This is a genomic window from Synechococcus sp. UW86 (assembly GCF_900474085.1).
Lineage (GTDB): Bacteria > Cyanobacteriota > Cyanobacteriia > PCC-6307 > Cyanobiaceae > Parasynechococcus.
Genome location: NZ_UCNU01000014.1, coordinates 18948 through 43210, shown reverse-complemented (window position 1 = coordinate 43210; position 24263 = coordinate 18948). Strand labels below are relative to the sequence as shown.

Genomic DNA, 24263 nt, shown 5'->3' with positions numbered 1-24263 from the left:
AGGGCAGGAGAGCCCTGCCTGATCGGGAGTGTAACGGAAGTTTGCGCTGTGTGTCGCTGGCTTGATGAAGTTGTTGTGAAGAGGCCCTACGCCCCTTTGGCGGCAGCGCTTGTTAGCGTCCCGAAAGCCTCATGGCAGCTGACGTGGCACCACAACAAGAACGGGTGTTGCTGGTGCGGCTGCCCTGCAATCCGATCTTTCCGATCGGGCCGATCTATCTCGCCGACCATCTGCACAAATGCTTCCCGGAGATGCCTCAGCGCATCCTGGATCTCGCTGCTCTGCCGGTGCTGGATGTCCATCGCGTGCTGGACGCCACAGTTGACCAGTTCCAGCCGACGCTGCTGGTGTTCTCGTGGAGAGACATCCAGATCTATGCGCCGGTCGATGGGCGGGGGGGCAACCCTCTTCAGAATTCGTTCGAGGTCTTCTACGCCCGTAACCCTCTGAAGCGTCTGCATGGAGCCTTGGGTGGGCTGCAGTTAATGAGCAGTCATTACGGCGAGCTCCGCAGGAACCAGCGTCTGGTGCGTCAAGGTTTGAAACGTGCACGCCGCCACCAGCCGACGGCCAGAGCAGTGCTGGGAGGTGGAGCTGTCAGTGTGTTTTACGAGCAACTCGGCAAGTCGCTCCCCAAAGGAACGGTGGTCTCCATCGGTGAGGGGGAGCCGCTGCTCGAGAAGTTGATTCAGGGTCACTCCCTCGAGGGCGAACGATGCTTCGTGGTTAGCGAGAAGCCGCGTTCAGGCCTGATCCATGAGCAGCCGGAAAGTCGGCCCAAAACCGCCTGCAATTACGACTACATCGCTTCGATATGGCCCCAACTCGACTGGTACCTCGAAGGCGGTGACTTTTACGTAGGAGTTCAGACCAAGCGCGGCTGCCCCCACAACTGTTGTTACTGCGTCTACACGGTGGTGGAAGGCAAGCAGGTGCGCCTTAACCCCGTGGATGAGGTGGTGAAAGAGATGCGCCAGCTGTACGACCGTGGGGTTCGTGGTTTCTGGTTCACCGATGCCCAATTCATACCCGCGCGGCGCTACATCGAAGACGCCAAGGAACTGCTGCGGGCGATCAAGGCTGAAGGGCTGACCGGTATTCGGTGGGCCGCCTACATCCGCGCCGACAATTTGGACCCCGAATTGGCTCAGCTCATGGTGGAGACGGGCATGAGCTATTTCGAGATCGGCATTACGTCCGGCTCACAGGAGCTGGTGCGCAAGATGCGTATGGGCTACAACCTTCGCACTGTTCTGGAGAGTTGCCGGATGCTGGCGGATGCGGGCTTCCGGGATCACGTGTCGGTCAACTACTCCTTCAATGTGATCGATGAGCGACCGGAAACGATCCGCCAGACCGTGGCCTATCACCGAGAGCTGGAGGCCATTTTTGGCGCTGATTTGGTCGAGCCAGCGATCTTTTTCATCGGTTTGCAGCCCCACACGCATCTTGAGCAGTACGGGTTTGATCAGGGTCTGATCAAGCCGGGTTACAACCCGATGAGCATGATGCCTTGGACGGCGCGAAAACTTCTCTGGAACCCCGAGCCGATGGGGAGCACCTTTGGCCGCGTGTGTCTTGAGGCTTTTGATCGCAATCCTGCGGATTTCGGTCGCACTGTGATGTCACTCCTCGAAAGGGATTACGGAGTGGCTTCGCTTCAGGACGCTCTTCGTGCTCCGGTAGAGGGCCGTAAGGCTTTGGCAACGGCTGTGCGCTGAATCAGCAGCAGGACCAGCAAGCTGCTGATTCCGACGAGTCCGCCCAGCGGGTTCGGAGAATTGCCCCCTGGCCCCACCAACCACGGTGGGGCATTGGGCGATAGCTGAAGCAAGCCGTTCTGAAGCAGAAACCATCCAGCCACAAGCCCGCCATGCAGACCGATGCAGCCCCAAAGTGAACCCCGGTCTGATTGACGCTGTCTGGTCAGCACCATTCCAAGTAGAAAAAGGCCGATCAGTAGGCCACCCATGGCCCCCAGCCCCAGGTTGAAGCGTGTGTGCACAAGGCTGAAGATGCTTGCTTGAGCCAGAGCTGCACGACGCGAGCCAATCATTTCTTGCAGTTCCGTCCAGAGCCAGCTGCGGAAAATCAATTCTTCTGCGAAGCCAACGCCGAAGCAGAGCAACACGGCATTCGTCAGCTGAGTTGCATCCACTTCGCCCCGCCAATTTCCCGAGCCATCGATCAGAACAACACTCGTGATCACCATCAGCAGCCCTGCGGCAATGAGCAGACCCTTGAGAAGAGCAGCTGCTGGCGTGGGTTGTTCCTGTGGTTTGGCTCCGCGGATGCCCAGGGCCGCCCAAGGCCGTAGTTCGGACCACCGCAAGGCTGCCCATCGGGGCATCACCAGGAGGAACAGCACAAAACTCAGCACCGTTCCGGTGAGTGAGAGCTGATCCGTTGGAAGGCCAAGCAGCGTCAGCGGAACAGCGGCAAGCCAGCCCAGTGCATAGAGCAGAGGGATGAACAAAACCGTGGGCAGCCAGACTGGCTGAAGCAGGAGCAACCTGTTCAGCGGTTGCTGCATCGCTCTAGTTCTCAGGCTCGATGGAGCTGGTCAAGCCTTTGGATTTCAGCGTCTCGCAATAGAACTCAGCCGGTTCGATGTCGCAGACGATCACCAAGCCCACGCCAGTGTTGTGGGCTTCCAGCATCACGGCCATGCAGTCCTGCTCGCTGAGTTGAGGCACAACCTGCTGCAGGGTGGCCACCACGTATTCCATGGAGTTCACCGGATCGTTGTGCAGCAGCACCTTGTAGCGAGGCGAGCGCTTGCGAACCCGTTCCGGCGCTTTGTCCAGAACAGCTGCACCACCTGGTTTTTGGCTGGGAGAGTCCACCGCCATGGCCATTGATCCGAAGCGATTGAAATCTAAAGGCAATGCGAACGGGGAGCGGCTCACAGGGCTTTGATGCGGGCCATGGCCTCATCCACATTGGCCCGGCTGTTGAAGGCCGACAAGCGGAAATACCCCTCGCCAGCGGCGCCGAAACCGCTGCCGGGTGTGCCCACCACGTTGGCTTTGTTGAGCAGATGGTCGAAGAAGCCCCAGGAATCCATGCCCTCAGGGGTCTTGATCCAGACGTAGGGAGCGTGTTCGCCGCCATAGACGGTGAGGCCTGCAGCACTGAGTTCGCGACGAATGATCGCGGCGTTCTCCATGTAGAAGCTCACCAAGGCCTTCACTTCGGCCTGACCGGCTTCGGAGTAAACAGCCTCAGCTCCGCGCTGAATGATGTAGCTCACACCGTTGAACTTGGTGCTCTGACGTCGGTTCCACAGTCCCCAGAGTTCCACCGCTTCGCCGTTGGCCGCTTTGCCTTTCAGCCCTTTGGGCACCACGGTGAAGGCACAGCGGGTGCCGGTGAAGCCAGCGTTTTTGGAGAAGGAACGGAATTCGATGGCACAGTCCCGTGCTCCTTCGATCTCGAAGATGGAGTGGGGGAGTTCAGGGTCCTGGATGAAGGCCTCATAGGCAGCATCGAAGAGGATCAGTGCGCCATTGGCGCGGGCGTAGTTCACCCAGGCCTGGAGTTGTTCCCGGGTGGCGACGGCACCGGTGGGGTTGTTGGGGAAGCAGAGGTAGATCAGGTCGACCGGTTCACTGGGAATCTGCGCTGCAAAGCCGTTGTCTGCGCTGATCGGTAGGTAGGTCAGTCCCGCGTAGCGACCGATCTCTCCGGCTTCCCCGGTGCGGCCAGCCATCACGTTGCTGTCCACGTACACCGGGTAGACGGGGTCCGTGACGGCCACCTTGTTGCCCTCGCCGAGGATGTCGAGGATGTTGCTGCTGTCGCACTTGGAGCCGTCGGAAACAAAAATTTCCTCGGCACTGATGTCGCACCCTCGGGCTTGGAAGTCGTTTTTGGCGATGGCCTCCCGCAGCCAGCCGTAGCCCTGTTCCGGGCCATAGCCATGGAAGCCTTCGGCGGTGCCCATCGCATCGATGGCGGTTTTCATGGCTTCACGGCAGGCCAGCGGCAGGGGTTCCGTGACATCACCGATGCCCAGGCGGATCAGCGCTGCCTCGGGATTGGCGCTGCTGAATGCTTTGACGCGTCGACCGATCTCAGGGAACAGGTAGCCCGCTTTGAGCTTGAGGTAGTTGCCGTTGACCTGAACCACGGAATCGGGAGCTATTTCTGCGGGGCATCCTGCCGTGTCGGCAGCTCCATACGATGACCTCAGGAGTCAGGACATCCGACGTGGTCGTCTCATCCCTGGATCACCCGGTTGATTTTCATGCCCTGGTGGACAGCGGCATCAATAAACCGGCCCGCTACATGGGGCATGAGTTGGGGGTTGAACCACGGGACTGGCAGACAGCGTCGGTTCGCTGGGCGCTCACCTACCCCGAGATCTATGAGGTTGGCTCCAGCAACCTGGGCCACATCATTCTCTATTCGATCCTCAATGCCGTCCCCGGGCAGTTGTGTGATCGCGCCTATCTTCCAGCGGCTGATCTGGCAGGCCGCTTGCGGGAACGTTCCCAGGCGTTGTTTGCCGTGGAAAGCCGTCGGCCTTTGCCGGCCTTCGACATCCTGGGTTTCAGTCTCAGTTACGAACTCGGCGCCACCAACATCCTTGAGATGCTGGATCTGGCGCAGGTGCCCATCCGCGCCGCTGATCGGGGCGACTTGCCCCTGAGTGATCCTGCAGCACCTCCTCTGATTTTCGCTGGTGGGCCCACCGCCACCAGCAATCCAGAGCCCTATGCCTCGTTTTTCGACTTCATCGCTCTGGGTGACGGTGAGGAGCTGTTGCCCGAAATCGGTCTGGTGGTGGCGCAAGCCAAAGCGGATGGATTGACGCGATCGCAATTGCTGCGGGATCTGGCCCAGGTTCCCGGCGTTTACGTGCCTGCGCTCTACGGAACGGGCGCCGATGGGGTCACCCTCGAGCCGCTTCATCCTGATGTCCCGGCACGGGTTCTTCGCCGTGTGGCGACGCCAATGCCCCACTACGCCATGGGTCTCGTGCCCCATGTGGAAACGGTGCATGACCGTCTCACGGTGGAGATTCGCCGCGGTTGCACCCGGGGTTGTCGCTTCTGCCAGCCCGGAATGTTGACGCGACCGGCTCGGGATGTGGAACCCGAAGCGGTGATCGAGGCAGTGGAGACCGGCATGAAACAAACCGGCTACAGCGATTTCTCGCTGCTCTCCTTGAGCTGCAGCGACTATCTGGCGCTGCCGGCGGTGGGGGTGGAGTTGCGCAACCGCCTGGCGGATCAGAACGTCACGCTTCAACTGCCCAGCCAGCGGGTGGATCGCTTCGATGAAGACATTGCCCACATCCTTGGCGGCACGCGGAAAGCGGGTCTCACCTTCGCCCCGGAGGCCGGGACACAGCGACTCCGCGACATCGTCAACAAGGGCCTCACCGATGACGACCTGCTGCATGGCATCCGCACGGCCATGCAGAACGGGTACCGCAAGGTGAAGCTGTACTTCATGATCGGCCTCCCCGGTGAGACGGATGCCGATGTTCTCGGCATTGCCGAGACCTGCGTGATGCTCCAGCAGCGCTGCCGTGATCTGGGTCGGCTGAACCTGAACATCACGATTAGCAATTTCACGCCCAAGCCCCACACCCCTTTTCAGTGGCACAGCGTCTCCACGGCTGAGTTTGAGCGGCGCCAGGTGCTGCTCAAGGAGGCCTTCAGGCGTTTGCGCGGCGTGAAGGTGAATTTCACCGATGTGCGGCTTTCGGCCATGGAGGATTTTGTGGGCCGCAGCGATCGGCGCCTTGCCCCGGTGATCGAGGCGGCCTGGCGAGCTGGTGCCGGCATGGATGCCTGGTTTGAGTCGCTGGATCGCACCTACGCCGCCTGGACCGGAGCCATCGCGGACGCCGGCCTGGAGGGGCGTTACCGGGAGATGGAGGTGGGGGGGTGGAGTGCTGTGGCTGCGCTGGATCGGGAGGATCTGAAAGCGTTCTGTGCTCAGCCACTCCCCTGGGATCACATCGACACCGGCATCGACAAAGCCTGGCTCGCGGACGATCTGCAACGGGCTCTGGCAGCGGCGGTTGTGCCCGACTGCTCCTTTGATGGTTGCAGCAGTTGTGGGGTGTGCGGCCCGGATCTCGGGCACAACGTGGTGGTTCCCGCTCCTGAGGTGCCAACCCAGGTGCCGACCCAGGCGCCGCCCAGTGACCGGCTGTGCCGGATCCGGGTGCAATTCGCCAAAACGGGATCGATGGCGCTGCTCAGCCATCTTGATCTGATGCGCATGCTGGAGCGGGCCCTGCGTCGCAGTGCGCTTCCGATCAGCTTCACCGGTGGGTTTCATCCACTGCCGCGGGTTCAGATCGCTTTGGCACTTCCCCTCGGTGCTGAGGCCCAGAGCGAGTGGATGGATTTGGAATTCACCGAGGCCCTGGATCCCAACCACTTCCGTAAGACGCTTCAGCCGTTGCTGCCGGAGGGCATTCAGCTGCTGGCGGCAGCCGAGGTTCCCGTCAGTGGCAAGAGCCTTTCGCAAGAACTGACGGGGGCTATTTGGTGTTTTGATCTTGTGCCGCAGGAGCAGGACCCGATGTCATTGGATTGGAATGCGGCGGTGGATCAGCTCCTGCAGGCCACAACCTTGGTGTGGCACGACACCGATAAGAAGGGCCGCCCTCGGGAACGGGATTGCCGCCCCGCGTTGAAAGCGCTGCAGGTGACGGATCAGAACGCCAATGGATCCGTTCGGCTTCGCTTGGAAGCGGCGGTGGATGAGATGGGTCGAAGCTTGCGCCCTGCTCAGATTCAGCACTGGCTGGCTGAGACCGTTGGTCAGCCCTTGCAGGTGCAATGCTTGGCGCGAGAGGCCCTGCTCCTCAGTGCGCAGTGCTAATTTGGCTACAGAACAGGTGTTTCGTCCGTCTGGACCAACCTTGTTCCGGTCTTGTCTGATCCAACACGGATATCGAGGTCCACATCACGGCTTGCACGGCGGTCTTTTTTGGAACCCCCAAGCCTGAGTCATAGGTGTTCTTGCTCCGCAACCTTTTGGTCTTGCTGACCAGCTCAGATCTTTCCATCAACCCGTGAGGGAGAACCGGCAGGTTCCTCAACGGATTTGGCCCTCAATCGGGCTCAACCAGTCCTGTTATGCCCCAGCAAATTGTCATCGCGGAGCAGCTGCGCATCGCAGCAGTGCTGACCGATGAACGCGTTGATGAACTCATCGTCGCGCAGGGTCGCTATCAGATCGGAGATGTCTATTTAGGAACGGTAGAAAATGTTCTGCCAGGCATTGATGCCGCCTTCGTCAATATCGGTGAGAGTGAGAAAAACGGGTTCATCCATGTCACCGATCTTGGGCCGCTGCGTCTGAAGAAAGGTTCGGCTGGGATCACTGAACTTCTGGAGCCTCGCCAGAAGGTTCTGGTTCAGGTGATGAAAGAACCGACCGGCACCAAAGGCCCACGGTTGACGGGAAATCTTGCTCTGCCAGGTCGCTACCTGGTGCTTCAGCCCCATGGCCAGGGGGTCAACATCTCCCGGCGCATCAGTTCTGATGCAGAACGGAACCGACTGCGTGCCCTTGGTGTTCTGATCAAGCCGCCTGGAGCCGGTCTGCTGATCCGTACGGAAGCCGACGGCATCAGCGAAGAGCTGTTGATTGAGGATCTGGAATCCTTGCTGCGCCAGTGGGAGGCGATTCAGCAAGCCGCTGAAACGGCTGCACCGCCGGTGCTGCTCAACCGCGATGAAGACTTCATCCATCGGATTCTGCGAGACCACATGGGTCCGGATCTGGCCCGGGTTGTGGTGGACGATGCCGCCGCTGTGAACCGTGTGAGCAGTTTCCTTGGTGCCGAAGCCGGCAATGTGCTGGTGGAAGCTCACAGTGAACCCAGCGAGTTGCTGGAGCACTACAAGGTCAATGCCGCCATCCGCGATGCGCTGAAGCCGCGGGTTGATCTGCCGTCCGGTGGCTACGTGATCATTGAGCCCACCGAAGCGCTCACGGTGATCGATGTGAACTCGGGCTCGTTCACACGATCGGCCAATGCGCGTGAAACCGTTCTGTGGACCAACTGTGAGGCGGCGATCGAAATCGCTCGCCAGCTCAAGCTTCGCAACATCGGTGGGGTGATAATCATCGACTTCATCGATATGGATTCCCGTCGTGATCAGCTCCAGCTGCTGGAGCATTTCACGACAGCCGTCCGTGACGACTCAGCCCGCCCGCAGATCGCACAGCTCAGCGAACTGGGCCTGGTGGAACTCACCCGCAAGCGTCAAGGGCAGAACATCTATGAACTGTTCGGTCGGGCTTGCCCCAGCTGTGGTGGTCTGGGCCATGTGGCCGTTCTTCCCGGCAAAGACCTGCTTCAACCTCTGGCAACGGCCACAGGATTGGTTCGCTCGGCGGCATCTGCCCGCGCCGAAGTTGTTGCGCCCGGAGAGAGCGGTGGCAATGGCCGGCGGCGGCGCGGTGGTCGAGGGCGCGGTAGTCAGGATGCCGTCCTTCCTGTCGAGACGTCCGACACCACTGCCCCTGAGGTGTCGACCCAAGAGGCTCAGGAGCCCGCAACCGCCCGTCATCAGGACCCTGAATTGGTTGCCGTCCCGATGACCGACGAGCAACAGCAGCTGTTTGGTTGGCTGGGATTGAATCCTGCCCTGTTGCTGGAGGAGCCCCCTGCATCCGACAACGTAGTGGTCCGGGTTGTGCGTCCTGGCGAGGACGAGCAAGAGGTGCTGGAGGCGGCGCGTCAGCAATTGGCGGCCAGTTCCGGACGCCGCCGTCGTCGTGGCGGACGGGGTGGTCGTTCAGGATCACGCAACGGTGCGAGTCAGCCCACTGCGACTCCTGCCGCTGAGACGCCTGTTGTCGTCACCTCATCCGCCCCGGATGAGTCGGCTCCCCTGATGGTGGAGATCACCCCCTTGGAGGCGGTGACCAACCTGACGATCACCGAACCAGAACCTGCCCCCATCAGCGAACCGGCTGAGCCCGAGCCTGTGGCCGTGGCGGAAACAGCTGAGCCTGATGAGCCTCGCCGTCGCCGTCGCCGCTCCTCTGCTGTCGCCACGGTCTGAGTCGGATGACCGCACAGGACTCCCTCCCCCTCGGGCGGGACGTGGCTGGTGTGGATGAAGTCGGTCGCGGTTGCTTGTTCGGTCCTGTGTTTGCGGCTGCTGTGGTGCTCGAAGGCTCAGCTGCTGAAGAGCTGTTGAGGGAAGGGCTGACCGATAGCAAAAAACTGTCAGCCAAGCGTCGGGCTGCTCTGGTTCCGGTGATCCAGTCGCTGTGTGTGGCATCCGGTCTGGGCCAAGCGTCAGCGCGCGAAATTGACGCCTGCGGCATCCGCGTTGCCACGGAACGCGCCATGTTGCGGGCGCTGCAGCGATTGCCGCAGCGCCCTGGGCTCGTGCTGGTGGATGGCAACCTTCCCCTTCGGCTGTGGCAGGGCCCGCAGCGTACGGTGATCGCAGGGGACAGCCGATCAGCGGCCATTGCTGCGGCGAGTGTTCTGGCCAAGGAGGCCAGGGATGCACTCATCCGGCGCTTATCGGCTCGCTTTCCTGGTTACGGCCTCGAGCGCCATGCGGGCTACGGCACGGCGCAACATCGTCAGAGCTTGATGGCCTCAGGCCCCACGCCCCTGCATCGGCACACGTTCTTGAGGCGTCTGCTCGGTTGAGCCTTGCCCGTCGGTTTCCCGGCACCAGCTGCGGTAGTCGTCGATCAATTGCTGGCCAACCCGGGCTTTGATGCCAATGAGGATGCCACTCAAGATTGATTCGCCCGTTGATTCCAGCACCCGCTTGGGGATCAGCTTGAGCAGCGATGGCTGGCTGACGCTCACCGAAAGATGGGCATGTCCCTGAAGTCCGTCGGGTGTGGACGTCAGCCGTGCTTCCAGGTTCAGGGCGAAGTCATCAACAATCCCCAGACCCTCCAGTTCGCAGTCGAGGGCCTGCATCACCAAGGTGTCGCCTTCCATGTGGATCTGGAGGGACACCACGGGTTTCACGTGGAGCTGGAAGACCTGCAGGCTGGTCACCACATAGCGGTAGTGCCCAGACTGCAGGCGGGTGAGCTGTTTGGCGTCCAGCAGGGCCCCGAGGACGCGCTCCTCTTCCAGCAAGTAACTGGGAAGCCGCTCTGCTCCGGTTCGGACAGGCAGATCAAGCTTTTGACTGGCTTCGAAGGCCAGGGGCATGGTCATCACCTGACGCGGCATGATCTTATCGAGTCCATCCAGTGCGGCTTCGATGCCTACACGTCTCGCATTCCTTGGCCCAGTCGGGACCTATGGCGAGCAGGCCGCCCGGGTGTTGATCGAACAGGACGCTCTCGAGGATGTCCAGCTCGTTCCCTGCGTGGGGCTCCGATCGGTGGTGGAACAGCTGGCCGGAGGGCAGTGTGATGCAGCCGTTGTCCCGATCGAGAACTCGGTTGAAGGGGGGGTGACAGCGACCCTCGATGCGCTGTGGTCCCATCCGGAGCTTTGTATCCGCAGGGCTTTGGTGCTGCCGATTCAGCACGCTCTGCTGGGGAGTGGGCCGCTCAGCAAAGTCACCGAAGTGCTCTCCCACCCGCAGGCTCTGGCCCAGTGCAGTGGCTGGTTGGCCCAGTATCTGCCCGACGCCTTGCAGCTGCCCACATCTTCCACGGCTGAAGCAGCTCGCATGGTGGCGGGCAGTCCCTTCCGTGCTGCGATCGCCTCCCAGACCGCTGCCCGGGAACACGGGTTGGATCAGCTGGCGTTCCCGGTGAACGATGTTGCGGGCAACCGCACCCGTTTTCTGCTGTTGCGTCGTGGGCAGCGCAGTGAGCATGGCGATGTGGCCAGTCTGGCGTTCTCGCTGCATCGCAATGCGCCGGGAGCTTTGCTGGAGGCTTTGGCCTGTTTGGCTGAGCGGGGCCTGAACATGAGTCGGATTGAATCGCGACCGTCCAAACGGGAGCTGGGGGAATACGTCTTTTTTGTGGATGTGGATCTTCCGCCGGCTCCGTCAACGGCTCTGCAGGATCTGATCGCCCAGTTGCAGCCTCTGTGTGAGCATCTCGCCCATTTCGGTGCTTACCCCAGCAGCGATTTGAGCGGCTGTTGAGGATCAGCCCTTTCTGATCCGGAAGACGCCGAATTGCATCAGACCAGTAGCGAAGGCCCAGTGCATCAGCAGCAACGTCGGCGTTTCTCTCAGGCCTTGCAGAACAGCTTTCGGTCCCAGGCTGAGCACCGCCCAGGGACGGCGGACGCCCTCGATGATCGAGTCAATCCATGAGGGGAGCGTGGCCTGGGTCCAGTCACCGGTGATGATCTCGCCACGGTTGTGCACGCTGTTGTCGAGGTTCTGGCGGAACCCCTTGATGCTGGCGAATTCAGGGTGGGCCCATTGGTTGAGCAGCTGACGCATCACCCAGCGTTCGGTTCGCGTCATGCCGCCGTCAGATGGATCCCGGCGGTTCCAGTCGGCCACTGCAAGCAGACCCCCCGGTCGCATCACCCGCAACAGCTCATCGGCATAACGCTGCTTGTCCGGCATGTGGGGACCGGCCTCCACACTCCAGACCGCATCAAAGCTCTGATCGGGCAGTTGAAGATCCAAGGCGTCCATCACCTGGAAGCGGCAGCTCAGGCCTGATGGGGTGAGTTGTGTGGCTCGTTCCACTTGGGCAGGACTGATGCTGATGCCGAGAACGTCCAATCCGTAATCCTGCGCCAGGATTCGGGCGCTGCCACCGATGCCGCACCCCACATCCAGCACCCGGCTACCGGCGGGGAGTTGGTCCAGACCGCTCCATCGCACCAGCTCGTGGACGAAGGCTTCCTTGGCTTGGCGGAAGTCGCAGGAGCCGGGTGGGGTCCCGTAATGACCGAGATGGACATGCTCTCCCCAGAGCTGCTCCAGCAAGCGGTCTTCCGTCCAGGCGTCGTAGGCGGAGGCGACACTCTCCGACGATTCGTAGCGCCGGTCACGGCGAAGCCACAGCGCAACTCCGGTGGCGCCAACGGCGCCGGCTACCACTAACAGAGATCCCAACATCACTTCAGATCCATCAACACAGTGCGGGCCGCCAGTTGGCGTCGGGTGTGGTCCAACATTTCAAATTGCTGACTCAACCGTTCGTGGGTGTCGGTTAGTTCGAGAAGACTCTGTTGCTCCGAGGCGGCCTGATCCAGATGGGCGCTGATCCAGAAGGAGAGCTCCCGCGGTAGATCAGGCAGATCGTCAGGCAGTTCCACCTCTCGGTTCTGCAGTTTGCTGGTCAGCTGAACGACGTCATTCAAGGCTTCGCTCACCTTGTCCCGCAGGCTGTTGAGCTGGTCGGTGTCGGCCACGGGCTCATCCTCCAGCCAGCTCACCATCCCTGTTCGGTAGGGCGTTTCCCGCGTGATGTTGAGCAGCCGGAACCGCTGTTGGCCCAGCGAAACGATGTAGCTGCGACCGTCTTCCGTTGTTTGGTGCTGAAGCACCTCAGCGCAGCAACCGATTTCGGCCATTTCGCCGTTCTCGGGGTTGATGCGAACGATGCCGAATCGCTTGTCGGTCTCCAGAACCGTCTGGAGAAGCATCCGATAACGCGATTCAAAAATGTGCAGCGGCAGGAGCTGCTGCGGGAACAACACGACGTCCGGCAGGGGGAACAGGGGAAGCTCCCTCACAGAAAAATCGGACACGAACGCCGTGTTGTAGGCAACTGAATCCTAGGAAAATGAAGTTCTGATCGAACGGATCAGAGCTTCACTTCGATGTCCACACCACTGGGGAGATCAAGCTTCATCAGCGCATCGATGGTTTTGGCCGAGGGGCTGTAGATGTCGATGATCCGACGGTGGGTGCGGGTCTCGAAGTGCTCGCGGGAGTCCTTGTCCACGTGGGGAGAGCGCAGAACGCAGTAAATCTTGCGTTTCGTGGGCAGGGGGATCGGACCGATTGCAGTTGCAGCGGTGTTATCGGCCGTTTCAATGATTTTCTCGCAAGAAAGATCGAGCATGCGGCGGTCGAACGCCTTCAGGCGGATGCGGATCTTCTGCTGAGCGATGGCAGTGGACATAGGAAGGGAGCGAAAAAGCTTCGAGATCGAAGCAGGACTTCAGTTGTCGAGGTTCTGAGAAATGTAGGAGATGGGGGGCTGAGCCCCTCCATCTCCTGCCGTGTGGTTCAGCTTGTGCTGATCACTCGATGATCTTGGAGACCACGCCAGCACCGATGGTGCGGCCGCCTTCGCGAATAGCGAAGCGCATGCCCTGCTCGATGGCGACGGGGCAGATCAGCTCACCGGTCATCTGGATGTTGTCACCAGGCATCACCATTTCAACGTTGGAACCGTCTTCCGCGGTGAAGGCAGTGATTTGGCCGGTCACGTCCGTTGTACGGATGTAGAACTGCGGGCGGTAGCCAGCGAAGAAGGGAGTGTGGCGGCCGCCTTCTTCCTTCTTGAGCACGTACACCTGACCCTCGAACTTGGTGTGAGGGGTGATGGAACCGGGCTTCACGAGCACCATGCCGCGCTCGATGTCTTCCTTCTGGATGCCGCGCAGCAGCAGACCAACGTTGTCGCCAGCCATGCCCTCATCGAGCAGCTTGCGGAACATTTCCACACCGGTGACGGTGGTCTTGCGGGTGTCCTTGATGCCGACGATTTCGATCTCTTCGCCGACCTTGACGATGCCGCGCTCGATACGGCCGGTGGCCACGGTGCCGCGACCGGTGATGGAGAAGACGTCTTCCACTGCCATCAGGAAGGGCTTGTCCACTTCCCGCTCAGGCTCAGGGATGCTGGCGTCAACAGCCGCCATCAGTTCCTCGATCTTGGCTTCCCACTCAGCCTCGCCCTCGATGGCCTTCAGGCCGGAGACCTGAACCACGGGGATGTCGTCGCCGGGGAAGTCGTAGCTGGAGAGCAGTTCGCGGATCTCCATCTCCACCAGTTCGATGATTTCTTCGTCATCGACCATGTCGCACTTGTTGAGTGCAACCACCAGAGCGGGAACGCCCACCTGCTTGGCCAGAAGGATGTGCTCCTTGGTCTGGGCCATGGGGCCGTCGGTGGCGGCACACACCAGGATGGCGCCGTCCATCTGAGCGGCACCGGTGATCATGTTCTTCACATAGTCCGCGTGGCCAGGGCAGTCCACGTGGGCGTAGTGACGAGTCTCGGTCTCGTACTCAACGTGAGCGGTGTTGATGGTGATGCCGCGCTCACGCTCTTCAGGGGCGCCGTCGATGTCGGCGTAGTTCTGAACTTCAGCCTGACCCTTCTTGGCGAGCACGTTGGTGATCGCAGCGGTGAGGGTGGTCTTGCCGTGGTCAACGTGGCCGATGGTGCCGATGTTGACGTGGGGCTTGTTCCTTTCGAACTTCTCGCGTGCCATGGGTGTTTAAGAATCGAGGGTTGGATTTGGAGGAGTTTAGAGATCAGGAATTGCCCTGATTCTTGGAAATGATGGCCTCGGCCACATTGCGAGGAACTTCGGCGTAATTGTCGAATTCCATCGAGAAAATGCCCCGGCCCTGGGTCATGGAGCGGAGCTCGGTGGCGTAACCGAACATCTCGGCAAGGGGCACCTTGGCCGAGATTTTGGACGTGCCGTCTTCGACGGACTGGCCCTCAACCTGACCTCGACGGGAGGACAGGTCGCCGATGATCGAACCGAGGAAATCCTCGGGAGCTTCGACCTCGACCTTCATCATCGGCTCAAGCAGCACAGGGTTGCACTTCTTGACGCCGTCCTTGAAGGCCATGGATCCGGCGATCTTGAACGCCATCTCCGAGGAGTCGACGTCGTGATAAGAGCCATGCACCAGGGTGCATTTCACATCGATGAGGGGGTATCCGGCGATCACACCGGATTCGCAGGTCTCCTTCATGCCCTGCTCGGCGGGCTTGATGTATTCCTTCGGAACGACACCGCCCACGATCTTGTTGACGAATTCGAAGCCGGAGCCGGGCTCGCCCGGTTCCATCTCGATCACAACGTGGCCGTACTGGCCCTTACCACCGGTCTGACGGGAGAACTTGCCCTCGCCACCTGCGGAACCACGGATGGTTTCGCGGTAGGACACCTGAGGTGCGCCGATGTTGGCTTCCACCTTGAACTCACGCAGCATGCGGTCCACCAGGATTTCCAGGTGGAGTTCGCCCATGCCGGCGATCACGGTCTGGCCGGTCTCGGAGTCGGTGTTGACTCGGAAGGTGGGGTCCTCTTCAGCCAGAGCAACCAGGGCCTTGGAGAGCTTCTCCATGTCGCCCTTGGTCTTCGGCTCAACAGCCACGGAGATCACCGGTTCAGGGATGAACAGGGTCTCGAGAACGATCGGATCGTCCTGGGTGCAGAGGGTGTCACCCGTGGTGGTGTTCTTCAGTCCGAGCACCGCACCGAGGTCGCCGGCACGCAGTGCGTCGACTTCCTCACGGTCGTCAGCCTTGAGCACCACGAGGCGGGAGATGCGCTCCTTCTCGCCTTTGGTGGAGTTGAGCACGTAGCTGCCCTTCTCGAGGATGCCGGAATACATCCGAACGAAGGTGAGCTTGCCGTAGGGATCTGCCATCACCTTGAAGGCGAGGGCGCTGAAGGGGGCGTTGTCGTCGGACGGACGCACCGCTTCGCTGCCGTCGGGGAGCACACCCTGGATGGGGGGAACGTCGACGGGGGCAGGCAGGTAGTCGATCACAGCGTCGAGCACCAGCTGCACACCTTTGTTCTTGAAGGCGGAGCCGCAGAGCATGGGCACCAGGCCGTGCTTGAGCACGCCCTCACGGATGCCTTTCTTGAGCTCGTCAACGCTGAGTTCGCCGGTTTCGAGGAACTTCTCGATTAGCGCCTCATCGGTTTCGGCGATGGTCTCCATCAAGGTGTTCCGCCATTCGGCCACCTCATCGGCCATGTCGGCCGGCACCTCGGCTTCTTCGATGTCGGTGCCGAGATCATTCTTGTAGATGTAGGCCTTGTTGGCAACGAGATCGATGATGCCGCTCAGCTCACCTTCAGCACCGATCGGAAGCTGGATCGGAACAGCGTTGGCCTTGAGGCGATCCTTGATCTGGCCGTGAACCTTGAGGAAATCTGCACCGGTGCGGTCCATCTTGTTCACGAACACCATCCGGGGAACCGAATAGCGATCGGCCTGACGCCAGACGGTTTCCGATTGGGGCTGAACGCCACCAACGGCGCAGAAGACGGCGATCACACCATCCAGCACACGCATAGAGCGCTCCACCTCAATGGTGAAGTCCACGTGGCCAGGCGTGTCGATGATGTTGATCCGATGGTCCTGCCAGGAGGTCGAAATGGCAGCTGCGGTGATCGTGATGCCACGCTCCCGTTCCTGGGCCATCCAGTCGGTCACGGCGGCGCCGTCATGCACCTCGCCGATTTTGTGAACCACACCGGAATAGAACAGGATCCGTTCTGTCGTGGTGGTTTTGCCGGCATCGATGTGAGCAGCGATACCAATATTTCTGACGCGTTCCAGGGGGAAGTCGCGGGCCACAGGAAATTCTCCGGGGGTGGGGCGTGAAAAGGCGGAGAGACTCTACAGGCCAGCCATGAACATCTGTGTTGATGCCTGGCCTGCGAGGCTCAGTAGCGGTAGTGGGCGAAAGCCTTGTTGGCTTCGGCCATCTTGTGGGTTTCTTCGCGCTTGCGAACGGCGTTGCCAGCCTCGTTGGCGGCATCCATCAGTTCGCCAGCCAACTTCTGGGCCATGCTTCGGCCGTTGCGGGCACGGGAGAAGCTCACCAGCCAGCGCAGAGCCATAGCGGTGCCGCGCTCCTGGCGCACTTCCATGGGCACCTGATAGGTGGCACCACCAACACGGCGGGCGCGCACTTCCACCAGGGGGGTGGCGTTCTTGACAGCTGTTTCGAACAGTTCGAGCGGATCTCCGCCGGTGCGCTCGTTGATCAGGCCGAACGCGTCGGACAGGATCCGTTGCGCTGTCGACTTCTTGCCGTGCTGCATCAGGCGCACCACCATCATCGTGGCGAGGCGGCTGTTGAACTGCGGGTCGGGAAGAATCGGGCGCTTCTCAGCGGCGTTGCGGCGTGACATTAGGGATCAGAACTTGATGGGGATGGGGAAGAAACCGGTGATCACTCCTTCGGAGCCTTGGCGCCGTACTTGGAGCGGGACTGACGCCGGTCTTTCACGCCAGCGGTATCCAGGGTTCCGCGGATGATGTGGTAGCGGACGCCAGGGAGGTCTTTGACACGACCGCCGCGGATCAACACCACCGAGTGCTCCTGCAGGTTGTGACCGACACCGCCGATGTAGGCCGTGACCTCAAAGCCGGAGGTCAGGCGTACACGAGCCACCTTGCGCAGCGCCGAATTCGGCTTTTTGGGCGTTGAGGTGTAAACGCGGGTGCAAACACCGCGACGCTCAGGGCAGGACTTCAAAGCCGGGGACTTGGTCTTGGCCTTGAGGCGTGAGCGCTCAGTGCGGATCAGCTGTTGGATGGTTGGCATCGATGGTCGGTGAGCGGTCGGACTCCCGACCTGATTCGACAATCGACCACGATACCGGGTGACGGTCCCCCCTCAAAGGCGGCTGAAGGCACTGCCGCAGGCACAGGGTTCAACCCCATCGCTGTTGCGGATCAGAAAACCACCACCACTGAGGTCGCCGCGGTAGTCCAGGCAAAGGCCTTCAAGCAATTTGAGCTGTTCTGCAGGGGCGTGCAGGGTCACGCCATCGGCCCTTGCGATCGCAACGCCAGCCAGATGTCCTGCCCGGATGCGCAGCACATGTTGTGCGCACTCGCCGGGCGTGAGATCGAGATGCATCTGCCCCGGTGTTCCCGCAACGGCCGCCTGTCGCCCAAGCTCGGCAGCAGCGGCAGCGGTCAGCCGCAGATTGGCAGCCATGCTCAGTTCTTCGGGGCCCCCACTGTCGCAGGTCTTAGAGGGGGATGAGCCCCAGGCCGTTGTGGACTCTCGGGGTGCTGCTTCGGCCATTCATCACGGTGCGTCCGGCCACCACGAGGGTGGTGGAGCTGCCGCCATCCATGTTCAAGGCATCGCGCAGCCCCAGTTGCTGGGCTGCCAGGGCTGTTTCCAGAAGGGTGGGATCACTGCCGGCAGCGCCACGCAAGGTCATCAGCCACTGACCGCTCGGCCCCTGGGCCACCACCGTTCTTGGTGCCGCCAAGCTCATGAAGCCCGGGCTGAAACCCTCCTGACGTCCATTCAGCACCACGTTGCCGTTCTGCATCAGCAGTGGACCGCCGCCCAGAACATTGGGTTGTTGCGCGAGGGGGGAGAGTGATCTTTCTGTCACCTGGATCCGATCACCAGGCCGTGCTGGCAGCGGCGTGCGTCCCCGGGCTACCACCAATTCAGCGTCTTTGGGGATGGCGATGCCGCGTTGCAGGCTGTTCTTGTCGACCGTTGCTTCGACGCGGCCGCCGCGAATTAACAGTGCTTTCTCCTCGCCGCTCAGGGCCCGGTAGCGGGGCCCCCATGCAGGTGTGTAGAGGCTCAGCCCCTTCTGGACGTAGCCGCTGTTGAGGGCCATGAGGCTCCAACGGCGAGCGTTGTTCACCTGCAGCGTCTGATTCAGACGCAGCCGGCCGAACTGCAGATCCCCTGAGGATCCCCAAGCGATCACACCGCGGTTCAGGATCGGACCGGACAGCCAGACCCCCTGATGCCGCACGGCCCCCAAGGGGAGTTGGTTGATCCGGTTGAAAAAGCCTCCGTTCACTGCGACCAGTGCCCCGGCGGGTTGGGAGAGCTGAGGCAGAAAACGCAGACCCTGTTGCTGCTCGGCTTTGACCAGAGGCTGAAGGGTGATGCCGAGACGGCTCAGCCGTCCGCCGGCACGGAACACCTGAATGGGTTTCACCCCCACCTTGATGGTGCGTTGCTCCAGGACGAAGCCCCGCCTCAGCCATTCGGCCACGGCTGGGTTGCGGAGGGGGAGACGTGCGCGCTGGACCGGGCGGCGACCACCGGTCTGCACACCATCCAGCACCACCCGCCAAGGGGACGCCAGGCTCAGGCTCCTCAGCTTGGTGGCTTGTCCCTTCAGCACAAGGCCGCCGTGGTGATGCAGCTGTGGCGAGAGCCCCCATGCCTTGAGTTGACGTTGCTGGGTCCGCGACAGCTTGAGCTCCAGCAACAGGTCGCCGTTCAAGCGCTGCACCAGGGCGGGACCGTTCAGGTCCAGCACCAACCGATCGGCGGTTGAACCCTTGCCGCGGCGCAGGTTGTTCACCTTTGGTAGGGGCAGCCGAAGCTCCAGGGTGTTTTCCCTCACTTGGGCGCGGACGCCAGTCGCGGCCAGCCAGTCGCTCACTTCGAGGCCGACTTCATCACCGAGTGAACGGGTCGCCAATGCGGTCAATGCGACCGTTCGACCAAACCATTCCAGTGCTTCTCCATCGAGACGGGACACCCGCCGGAAACCCAGACGGGATTCCAGAACCTCCAAGGGCAGCCAAAGTTCCTCCGGTTCTGTATCGCTGCCCCGCCAGAGCCAAACCGCTTTGCTGCGCTCTCTCCCGATCAGCACCTCCTCACCGCTCTGGTTCGGCACAGGGCGAAGCTCAGGCGGTGGCGCGGGCAGTGGGGCAAAGGCCAGCATGAAATGCCTTGGCGGAGAGGCGCCTGCCTAGGATCGTCCCTCGAGATGGATTCTGCAGAGCTCGAAGCTGCAGGCCCATGCGATCGTCCGGTTGAGTTCCCTATGTCTGACGCCATCCGTTCCGCTGTCTGGCCTTACTGCGACAGCCCTGCACCCGAGGTTGTTGCGGGCGAGAAGGATGCGTGTGGCGTTGGTTTCCTGGCCCAGCTCCAGGGGCAGGCCAGCCACTGGGTGCTGGAGCAGGCCCTGCGTGGTCTGGGATGCATGGAGCACCGTGGCGGTTGCGGGGGAGATGGCGACTCCGGAGACGGCGCGGGGGTGTTGTGTGAAATTCCCTGGTCGTATCTGAAAGCCGTCTGGCCCGAGGCGGCTGCAGCACGGGGCCTCGGCATGATGTTCATGCCGACCGATGCCAGCCGTCGTGCTGAGGTTCGGGGCCTGTGTGATGAAGAGGCCAAAGCCCTTGGCTTGCAGCCTCTGGGGTGGCGAACGGTGCCTGTCGACCCTGCGGTTCTCGGGCCTTTGGCTCGTGCCACAGCCCCCGTGATCGAGCAGTGGGTGCTGAATGGTGATGCCGACGATGCAAGCTTTGATGGCCAGCTGCTGCGGTTGCGGCGCCGTATCGGTGCCCGTGTGCGGGCCGCTCTGGGTGCTGAGGTGGCCCAGGATGTTTATGTCGCCTCCCTGAGCAGCCGGACGGTTGTTTACAAGGGAATGGTGCGATCCGAGGTGCTGGCGCAGTTCTACGCCGACCTGCAGGACCCACGATTTGAGGTGAGCTTTGCGGTGTATCACCGCCGTTTCAGCACCAACACCCTGCCGCGCTGGCCCCTGGCTCAGCCGATGCGGCTTCTGGGGCACAACGGCGAAATCAACACGCTGCTGGGCAACCTCAACTGGGCCAAGGCTTCAGAAGCCAGCCTCGAGAACGTCTGGGGTGAGGCGGCTGATGACCTGATTCCGGTGGTGAACCCTGCCTTCAGCGATTCCGCCAACCTGGACGCCACTCTGGAATTGATGGTGCGCAGTGGGCGGTCGATCACCGACAGCCTGATCACACTGGTGCCCGAAGCGTTTCGCAATCAGCCCGATCTCGACAGCCGTCCCGATGTGACGGCGATGTACGAATTCAACGCGGGCATTCAGGAACCCTGGGACGGCCCGGCCCTTTTGGTGTTCGCCGACGGCAAGCGAGTGGGTGCAACGCTCGATCGCAATGGGCTGCGTCCGGCGCGTTGGTGCACCACTGCTGACGGCTTCGTGATCATGGGATCGGAGACCGGCGTGGTGGATCTCAGCGGCAAGACGATTGTTCAGAAAGGTCGTCTTGGCCCGGGTCAGATGGTGGCCGTCGATCTTGAACGCGGCGAGTTGCTCGACAACTGGTCGGTGAAGGAAGACGCGGCGCAGCGCTTCCCTTATGCCGATTGGCTGCAGAAGCATCGCCGCGGCGTGGCCCCCCAGCCCTGGACCCAGGACCGGCAGGTGGGTGAACTCGATCTGCTGCGGTTGCAGACCGCGATGGGGTTCACCGCCGAAGACTTCGATCTGATCATCGAGGACATGGCTGCCCTCGGCAAAGAGCCGACCTACTGCATGGGCGATGACATCCCCCTGGCGGTGCTCTCCGACAAGCCCCACCTTCTTTACGACTACTTCAAGCAGCGTTTCGCCCAGGTCACCAACCCCCCGATCGATCCCCTGCGGGAAAAGCTGGTGATGAGTCTGGAGATGCACCTGGGTGAGCGCCGGCCCGCCCTGAAGCCCCAGCCGGAAGCTGCCTCCGTCATCCATCTGGAGACGCCCGTTCTGAACGAGGCGGAACTGGCGGCCATCAGTGAGCAGGGTTTGCCCGTCAAGACGGTCTCCACCCAGGTGGCTGTGGAGTCGTGTGCGGGAGGCCTGCAACAGGCCATCGCGGCGCTGTGCAGCGTTGCGGAACAGGCGGTACGTGACGGAGCCCAAGTTCTGGTGCTGTCCGACCGGGTCGATGGCACGGGGGCGGCTGCCCCGCTGACCCCCACAACGGTGGCGATGCCTGCCTTGCTGGCCGTGGGTGCTGTTCATCACCATCTGCTCCGCCAGAAGCTGCGGCTGCAGTGCTCTCTGGTGGTGGATACGGCCCAGTGCTGGAGCACCCATCACATGGCCTGCCTGATCGGTTACGGCGCCAGTGCCGTCTGCCCCTGGCTCACCTGGGAGACCACCCGCCACTGGCTGGATCACCCCAAGACCAAGAAGCGGATCGAACAGGGCAAGTTGCCCGCCCTGGATGCCAATCAAGCCCAGGCCAACGTTCGTGAGTCGCTGGAGAACGGCCTGCGCAAGATTCTCTCCAAGATCGGAATTTCATTGCTGGCCAGCTACCACGGCGCTCAGATCTTTGAAGCGATCGGCTTGGGAGCGGATGTGGTGGAGTCCGCCTTCACCGGAACGACCAGCCGTGTTGCCGGCATGACGTTGGCCGAGCTGGCGAACGAAACGCTCTCGATGCACGCCAAGGCTTTCCCTGAGCTCAACCGCAGCAAGCTCGAATTCATGGGCTTCGTTCAGTACCGCAGTGGTGCTGAGTACCACCGCAACAATCCCGAGCTGTCGAAGGCGCTCCACAAGGCGGTGGCTCAGGGCCCTGGTTACGACCACTTCTCCACTTACCAGGCCTTGTTGGAGAACCGACCGGTGATGGCCCTGCGGGACCTGCTGGAGTTCAAGTTGGCTCCTATCCCAGTGCCCCTGGATCAGGTGGAGAGCGTCGAGAGCATCTGCACCCGCTTCTGCACGGGCGGCATGAGCCTGGGCGCTTTGTCCCGCGAAGCCCATGAAGTGTTGGCCGTGGCGATGAATCGCATCGGCGGCAAGAGCAACAGCGGTGAAGGCGGCGAAGACCCTGCCCGCTTCCAGATCCTCAAGGATGTGGATGGCGAGGGCCGTTCCGCTTCATTCCCCAGCATTGGTGGTTTGCGCAATGGGGACACCGCCTGCTCGGCAATCAAGCAGGTGGCTTCAGGTCGTTTCGGTGTGACGGCGGAATACCTGCGCAGCGGCAAGCAGCTGGAGATCAAGGTGGCCCAGGGCGCCAAGCCCGGGGAAGGTGGTCAGCTGCCAGGGCCCAAGGTCGACAAGTACATCGCCTGGTTGCGCAACAGCAAGCCAGGTGTGGCCTTGATTTCACCGCCGCCACACCACGACATCTATTCGATTGAAGACCTGGCGCAGTTGATCCATGACCTGCATCAGGTGCATCCCGCTGCTCCCGTGAGCGTGAAGCTGGTGGCCGAGATCGGGATTGGCACCATCGCTGCGGGTGTGGCCAAGGCCAACGCCGATGTGATCCAGATCTCCGGTCACGACGGTGGCACCGGTGCCTCTCCCCTGAGTTCGATCAAGCACGCCGGCAGCCCCTGGGAACTGGGCCTCACCGAGGTGCATCGTTCCCTGGTGGAAAACGGTTTGCGCGATCGGGTTCTGTTGCGCGCCGACGGAGGTTTGAAAACAGGCTGGGATGTGGTGATCGCTGCCCTTCTGGGGGCGGAGGAATACGGCTTCGGCTCGATCGCAATGATCGCCGAGGGCTGCGTCATGGCTCGCGTTTGTCACACCAACAACTGCCCTGTGGGTGTGGCCACGCAGAAGGAGAACCTGCGCAAGCGTTTCACCGGCATTCCTGAGCATGTCGTCAATTTCTTCTGGTACGTCGCCGAGGAAGTGCGTCAGCTGATGAGCCTGCTCGGCGTCACCCGCCTCGAGGAGCTGATCGGTCGCACCGATCTGCTCCAGGCCCGCTCGGTTGATCTGGCCAAGACCAAGGGTGTGGATCTCTCCAGCCTGCTGGCCCCGATCAGCGGTGCCGAAGATCGCTCCTGGCTTCGCCACAGCGACGAGGCCCACGGCAATGGACCGATCCTTGAGGATCAGCTCCTGGCTGACGCTGAGCTGATGGCTGCCCTGGAGAACCACGGTTCCATCAGCCGCAGCATCGAGATCATCAACACCGATCGCAGTGTTTGTGCCCGTCTGGCCGGTGAAATCGCCCAGCGCCATGGCAACCGCGGCTTCAAGGGACAGCTCGATCTCACCTTCCGGGGTGCGGCAGGCCAGAGCTTCGGGGCCTTCCTGGTGCAGGGCATGCAGGTTCGTCTGGAAGGCGAAGCCAACGACTACGTGGGCAAGGGCATGAACAGTGGTTGCATCACCCTGGTGCCATCAGACGGTTGTGCATCTCCCGGTGACCAGGTGATCCTCGGCAACACCTGTCTTTACGGGGCCACCGGCGGTGAGTTGTTTGCCCATGGCCGGGCTGGTGAGCGCTTCGGTGTTCGCAACAGCGGCGCCCGCACAGTTGTGGAGGGAGCTGGTGACCACTGCTGTGAGTACATGACCGGTGGCGTCGTCGTTGTTCTCGGCAGCACCGGCCGCAATGTCGGCGCTGGTATGACCGGTGGAGTGACCTTCCTGCTGGATCAGGAGGGGCGTGTCGCTCCTCGGGTGAACCCTGAGATTGTTGAGGTCTGCACCATCACCACCCATGAGCAGGAGTCGCTGCTGAAGGGTCTGCTGGAACGGCATGTGGCGCTCACGGGAAGTGAGAAGGCTGCTGCTCTCCTGGCCGATTGGTCTGTGGCGAAGGGTCGCTTCAAGGTGTTGGTCCCCCCCAGTGAGCGGGAGGCGATGGGATTGGCTGACAAGCAGGCTGTTGCGGCCTAGCGCCGTC

The 24263-nt window shown here is 61.7% G+C and carries 19 protein-coding genes; 6 read left to right on the top strand and 13 right to left on the bottom strand.

What is annotated here, in order from left to right; genetic code table 11:
- Window positions 1-131: 131 nt before the first annotated feature.
- Window positions 132-1721: a photosystem II high light acclimation radical SAM protein gene (locus tag DXY04_RS07255; protein WP_115161568.1), complete on the top strand. Its 1590-nt coding sequence runs from the start codon at window positions 132-134 to the stop codon at window positions 1719-1721.
- On the opposite strand, the gene DXY04_RS07250 is transcribed toward DXY04_RS07255, so the two are convergent.
- From DXY04_RS07250 to DXY04_RS07240, 3 genes are read right to left on the bottom strand one after another with little or no spacing between them, the layout of a single operon-like run.
- The gene (locus DXY04_RS07250) at window positions 1661-2533 is read right to left on the bottom strand and encodes a CPBP family intramembrane glutamic endopeptidase (RefSeq protein WP_115161567.1); all 873 of its coding nucleotides are present in this window, start codon (window positions 2531-2533) and stop codon (window positions 1661-1663) included. The genes DXY04_RS07255 and DXY04_RS07250 overlap by 61 nt on opposite strands.
- Window positions 2534-2537: 4 nt before the next feature.
- Entirely contained in the window at window positions 2538-2858 is a 321-nt protein-coding gene (gene clpS, locus DXY04_RS07245; protein WP_115161566.1) for an ATP-dependent Clp protease adapter ClpS, read from the bottom strand.
- A 47-nt stretch (window positions 2859-2905) separates the two neighbouring features.
- Entirely contained in the window at window positions 2906-4132 is a 1227-nt protein-coding gene (locus tag DXY04_RS07240; RefSeq protein ID WP_115161565.1) for an LL-diaminopimelate aminotransferase, read from the bottom strand.
- Window positions 4133-4185: 53 nt separating this feature from the next.
- On the opposite strand from DXY04_RS07240, the gene DXY04_RS07235 reads away from it, so the two are divergent.
- The 3 genes from DXY04_RS07235 (at window position 4186) to DXY04_RS07225 (ending at window position 9652) form a co-directional block, all read left to right on the top strand.
- The gene (locus DXY04_RS07235) at window positions 4186-6849 is read left to right on the top strand and encodes a TIGR03960 family B12-binding radical SAM protein (protein WP_115161564.1); all 2664 of its coding nucleotides are present in this window, start codon (window positions 4186-4188) and stop codon (window positions 6847-6849) included.
- Window positions 6850-7106: 257 nt separating this feature from the next.
- Window positions 7107-9047, top strand: a complete 1941-nt coding sequence (locus tag DXY04_RS07230) for an Rne/Rng family ribonuclease (RefSeq protein ID WP_115161563.1) — start codon at window positions 7107-7109, stop codon at window positions 9045-9047.
- Window positions 9048-9052: 5 nt separating this feature from the next.
- Window positions 9053-9652: a ribonuclease HII gene (locus tag DXY04_RS07225; RefSeq protein WP_115161562.1), complete on the top strand. Its 600-nt coding sequence runs from the start codon at window positions 9053-9055 to the stop codon at window positions 9650-9652.
- On the opposite strand, the gene DXY04_RS07220 is transcribed toward DXY04_RS07225, so the two are convergent.
- Complete coding sequence (locus tag DXY04_RS07220; protein WP_115161561.1) at window positions 9599-10195, bottom strand: DUF1997 domain-containing protein; 597 nt, start codon at window positions 10193-10195, stop codon at window positions 9599-9601. The genes DXY04_RS07225 and DXY04_RS07220 overlap by 54 nt on opposite strands.
- Window positions 10196-10226: 31 nt before the next feature.
- On the opposite strand from DXY04_RS07220, the gene pheA reads away from it, so the two are divergent.
- Window positions 10227-11069 (top strand): prephenate dehydratase, encoded by an 843-nt coding sequence (gene pheA, locus DXY04_RS07215; RefSeq protein ID WP_115161560.1) that lies wholly within the window; start codon window positions 10227-10229, stop codon window positions 11067-11069.
- A gap of 3 nt (window positions 11070-11072) precedes the next feature.
- Here pheA and DXY04_RS07210 read toward each other — a convergent pair whose 3' ends face one another.
- The 9 genes from DXY04_RS07210 to DXY04_RS07170 form a co-directional block, all read right to left on the bottom strand.
- A complete protein-coding gene (locus DXY04_RS07210) occupies window positions 11073-12005 on the bottom strand; it encodes a methyltransferase domain-containing protein (protein WP_115161559.1) in 933 nt (310 codons plus the stop codon).
- Window positions 12005-12640, bottom strand: coding sequence for an LON peptidase substrate-binding domain-containing protein (locus tag DXY04_RS07205; RefSeq protein WP_115010442.1), 636 nt, complete (start codon window positions 12638-12640; stop codon window positions 12005-12007). Before DXY04_RS07205 ends, DXY04_RS07210 begins: the two co-directional genes overlap by 1 nt.
- A gap of 56 nt (window positions 12641-12696) precedes the next feature.
- Window positions 12697-13017 carry a 30S ribosomal protein S10 gene (gene rpsJ / locus DXY04_RS07200; protein WP_011363346.1) on the bottom strand — a complete coding sequence of 107 codons (321 nt, stop codon included), beginning with the start codon at window positions 13015-13017 and terminating at the stop codon, window positions 12697-12699.
- Between the two features lie 121 nt (window positions 13018-13138).
- Window positions 13139-14338 carry an elongation factor Tu gene (gene tuf, locus DXY04_RS07195; RefSeq protein WP_114987190.1) on the bottom strand — a complete coding sequence of 400 codons (1200 nt, stop codon included), beginning with the start codon at window positions 14336-14338 and terminating at the stop codon, window positions 13139-13141.
- Between the two features lie 43 nt (window positions 14339-14381).
- Window positions 14382-16457: an elongation factor G gene (gene fusA, locus DXY04_RS07190; RefSeq protein ID WP_115161558.1), complete on the bottom strand. Its 2076-nt coding sequence runs from the start codon at window positions 16455-16457 to the stop codon at window positions 14382-14384.
- 89 nt (window positions 16458-16546) lie between these two features.
- On the bottom strand, window positions 16547-17017 hold the full coding sequence (gene rpsG / locus DXY04_RS07185) for a 30S ribosomal protein S7 (protein WP_006849937.1): 471 nt from the start codon (window positions 17015-17017) through the stop codon (window positions 16547-16549).
- A 41-nt stretch (window positions 17018-17058) separates the two neighbouring features.
- The gene (rpsL, locus tag DXY04_RS07180; protein ID WP_006850614.1) at window positions 17059-17433 is read right to left on the bottom strand and encodes a 30S ribosomal protein S12; all 375 of its coding nucleotides are present in this window, start codon (window positions 17431-17433) and stop codon (window positions 17059-17061) included.
- Window positions 17434-17505: 72 nt separating this feature from the next.
- Window positions 17506-17832 (bottom strand): iron-sulfur cluster assembly accessory protein, encoded by a 327-nt coding sequence (locus tag DXY04_RS07175; protein ID WP_114987195.1) that lies wholly within the window; start codon window positions 17830-17832, stop codon window positions 17506-17508.
- A 34-nt stretch (window positions 17833-17866) separates the two neighbouring features.
- On the bottom strand, window positions 17867-19552 hold the full coding sequence (locus tag DXY04_RS07170) for a phosphodiester glycosidase family protein (protein ID WP_115161557.1): 1686 nt from the start codon (window positions 19550-19552) through the stop codon (window positions 17867-17869).
- Between the two features lie 102 nt (window positions 19553-19654).
- Between DXY04_RS07170 and gltB the strand changes: the two genes are divergently transcribed.
- On the top strand, window positions 19655-24256 hold the full coding sequence (gltB, locus tag DXY04_RS07165) for a glutamate synthase large subunit (RefSeq protein ID WP_115161556.1): 4602 nt from the start codon (window positions 19655-19657) through the stop codon (window positions 24254-24256).
- Window positions 24257-24263 lie beyond the last annotated feature (7 nt).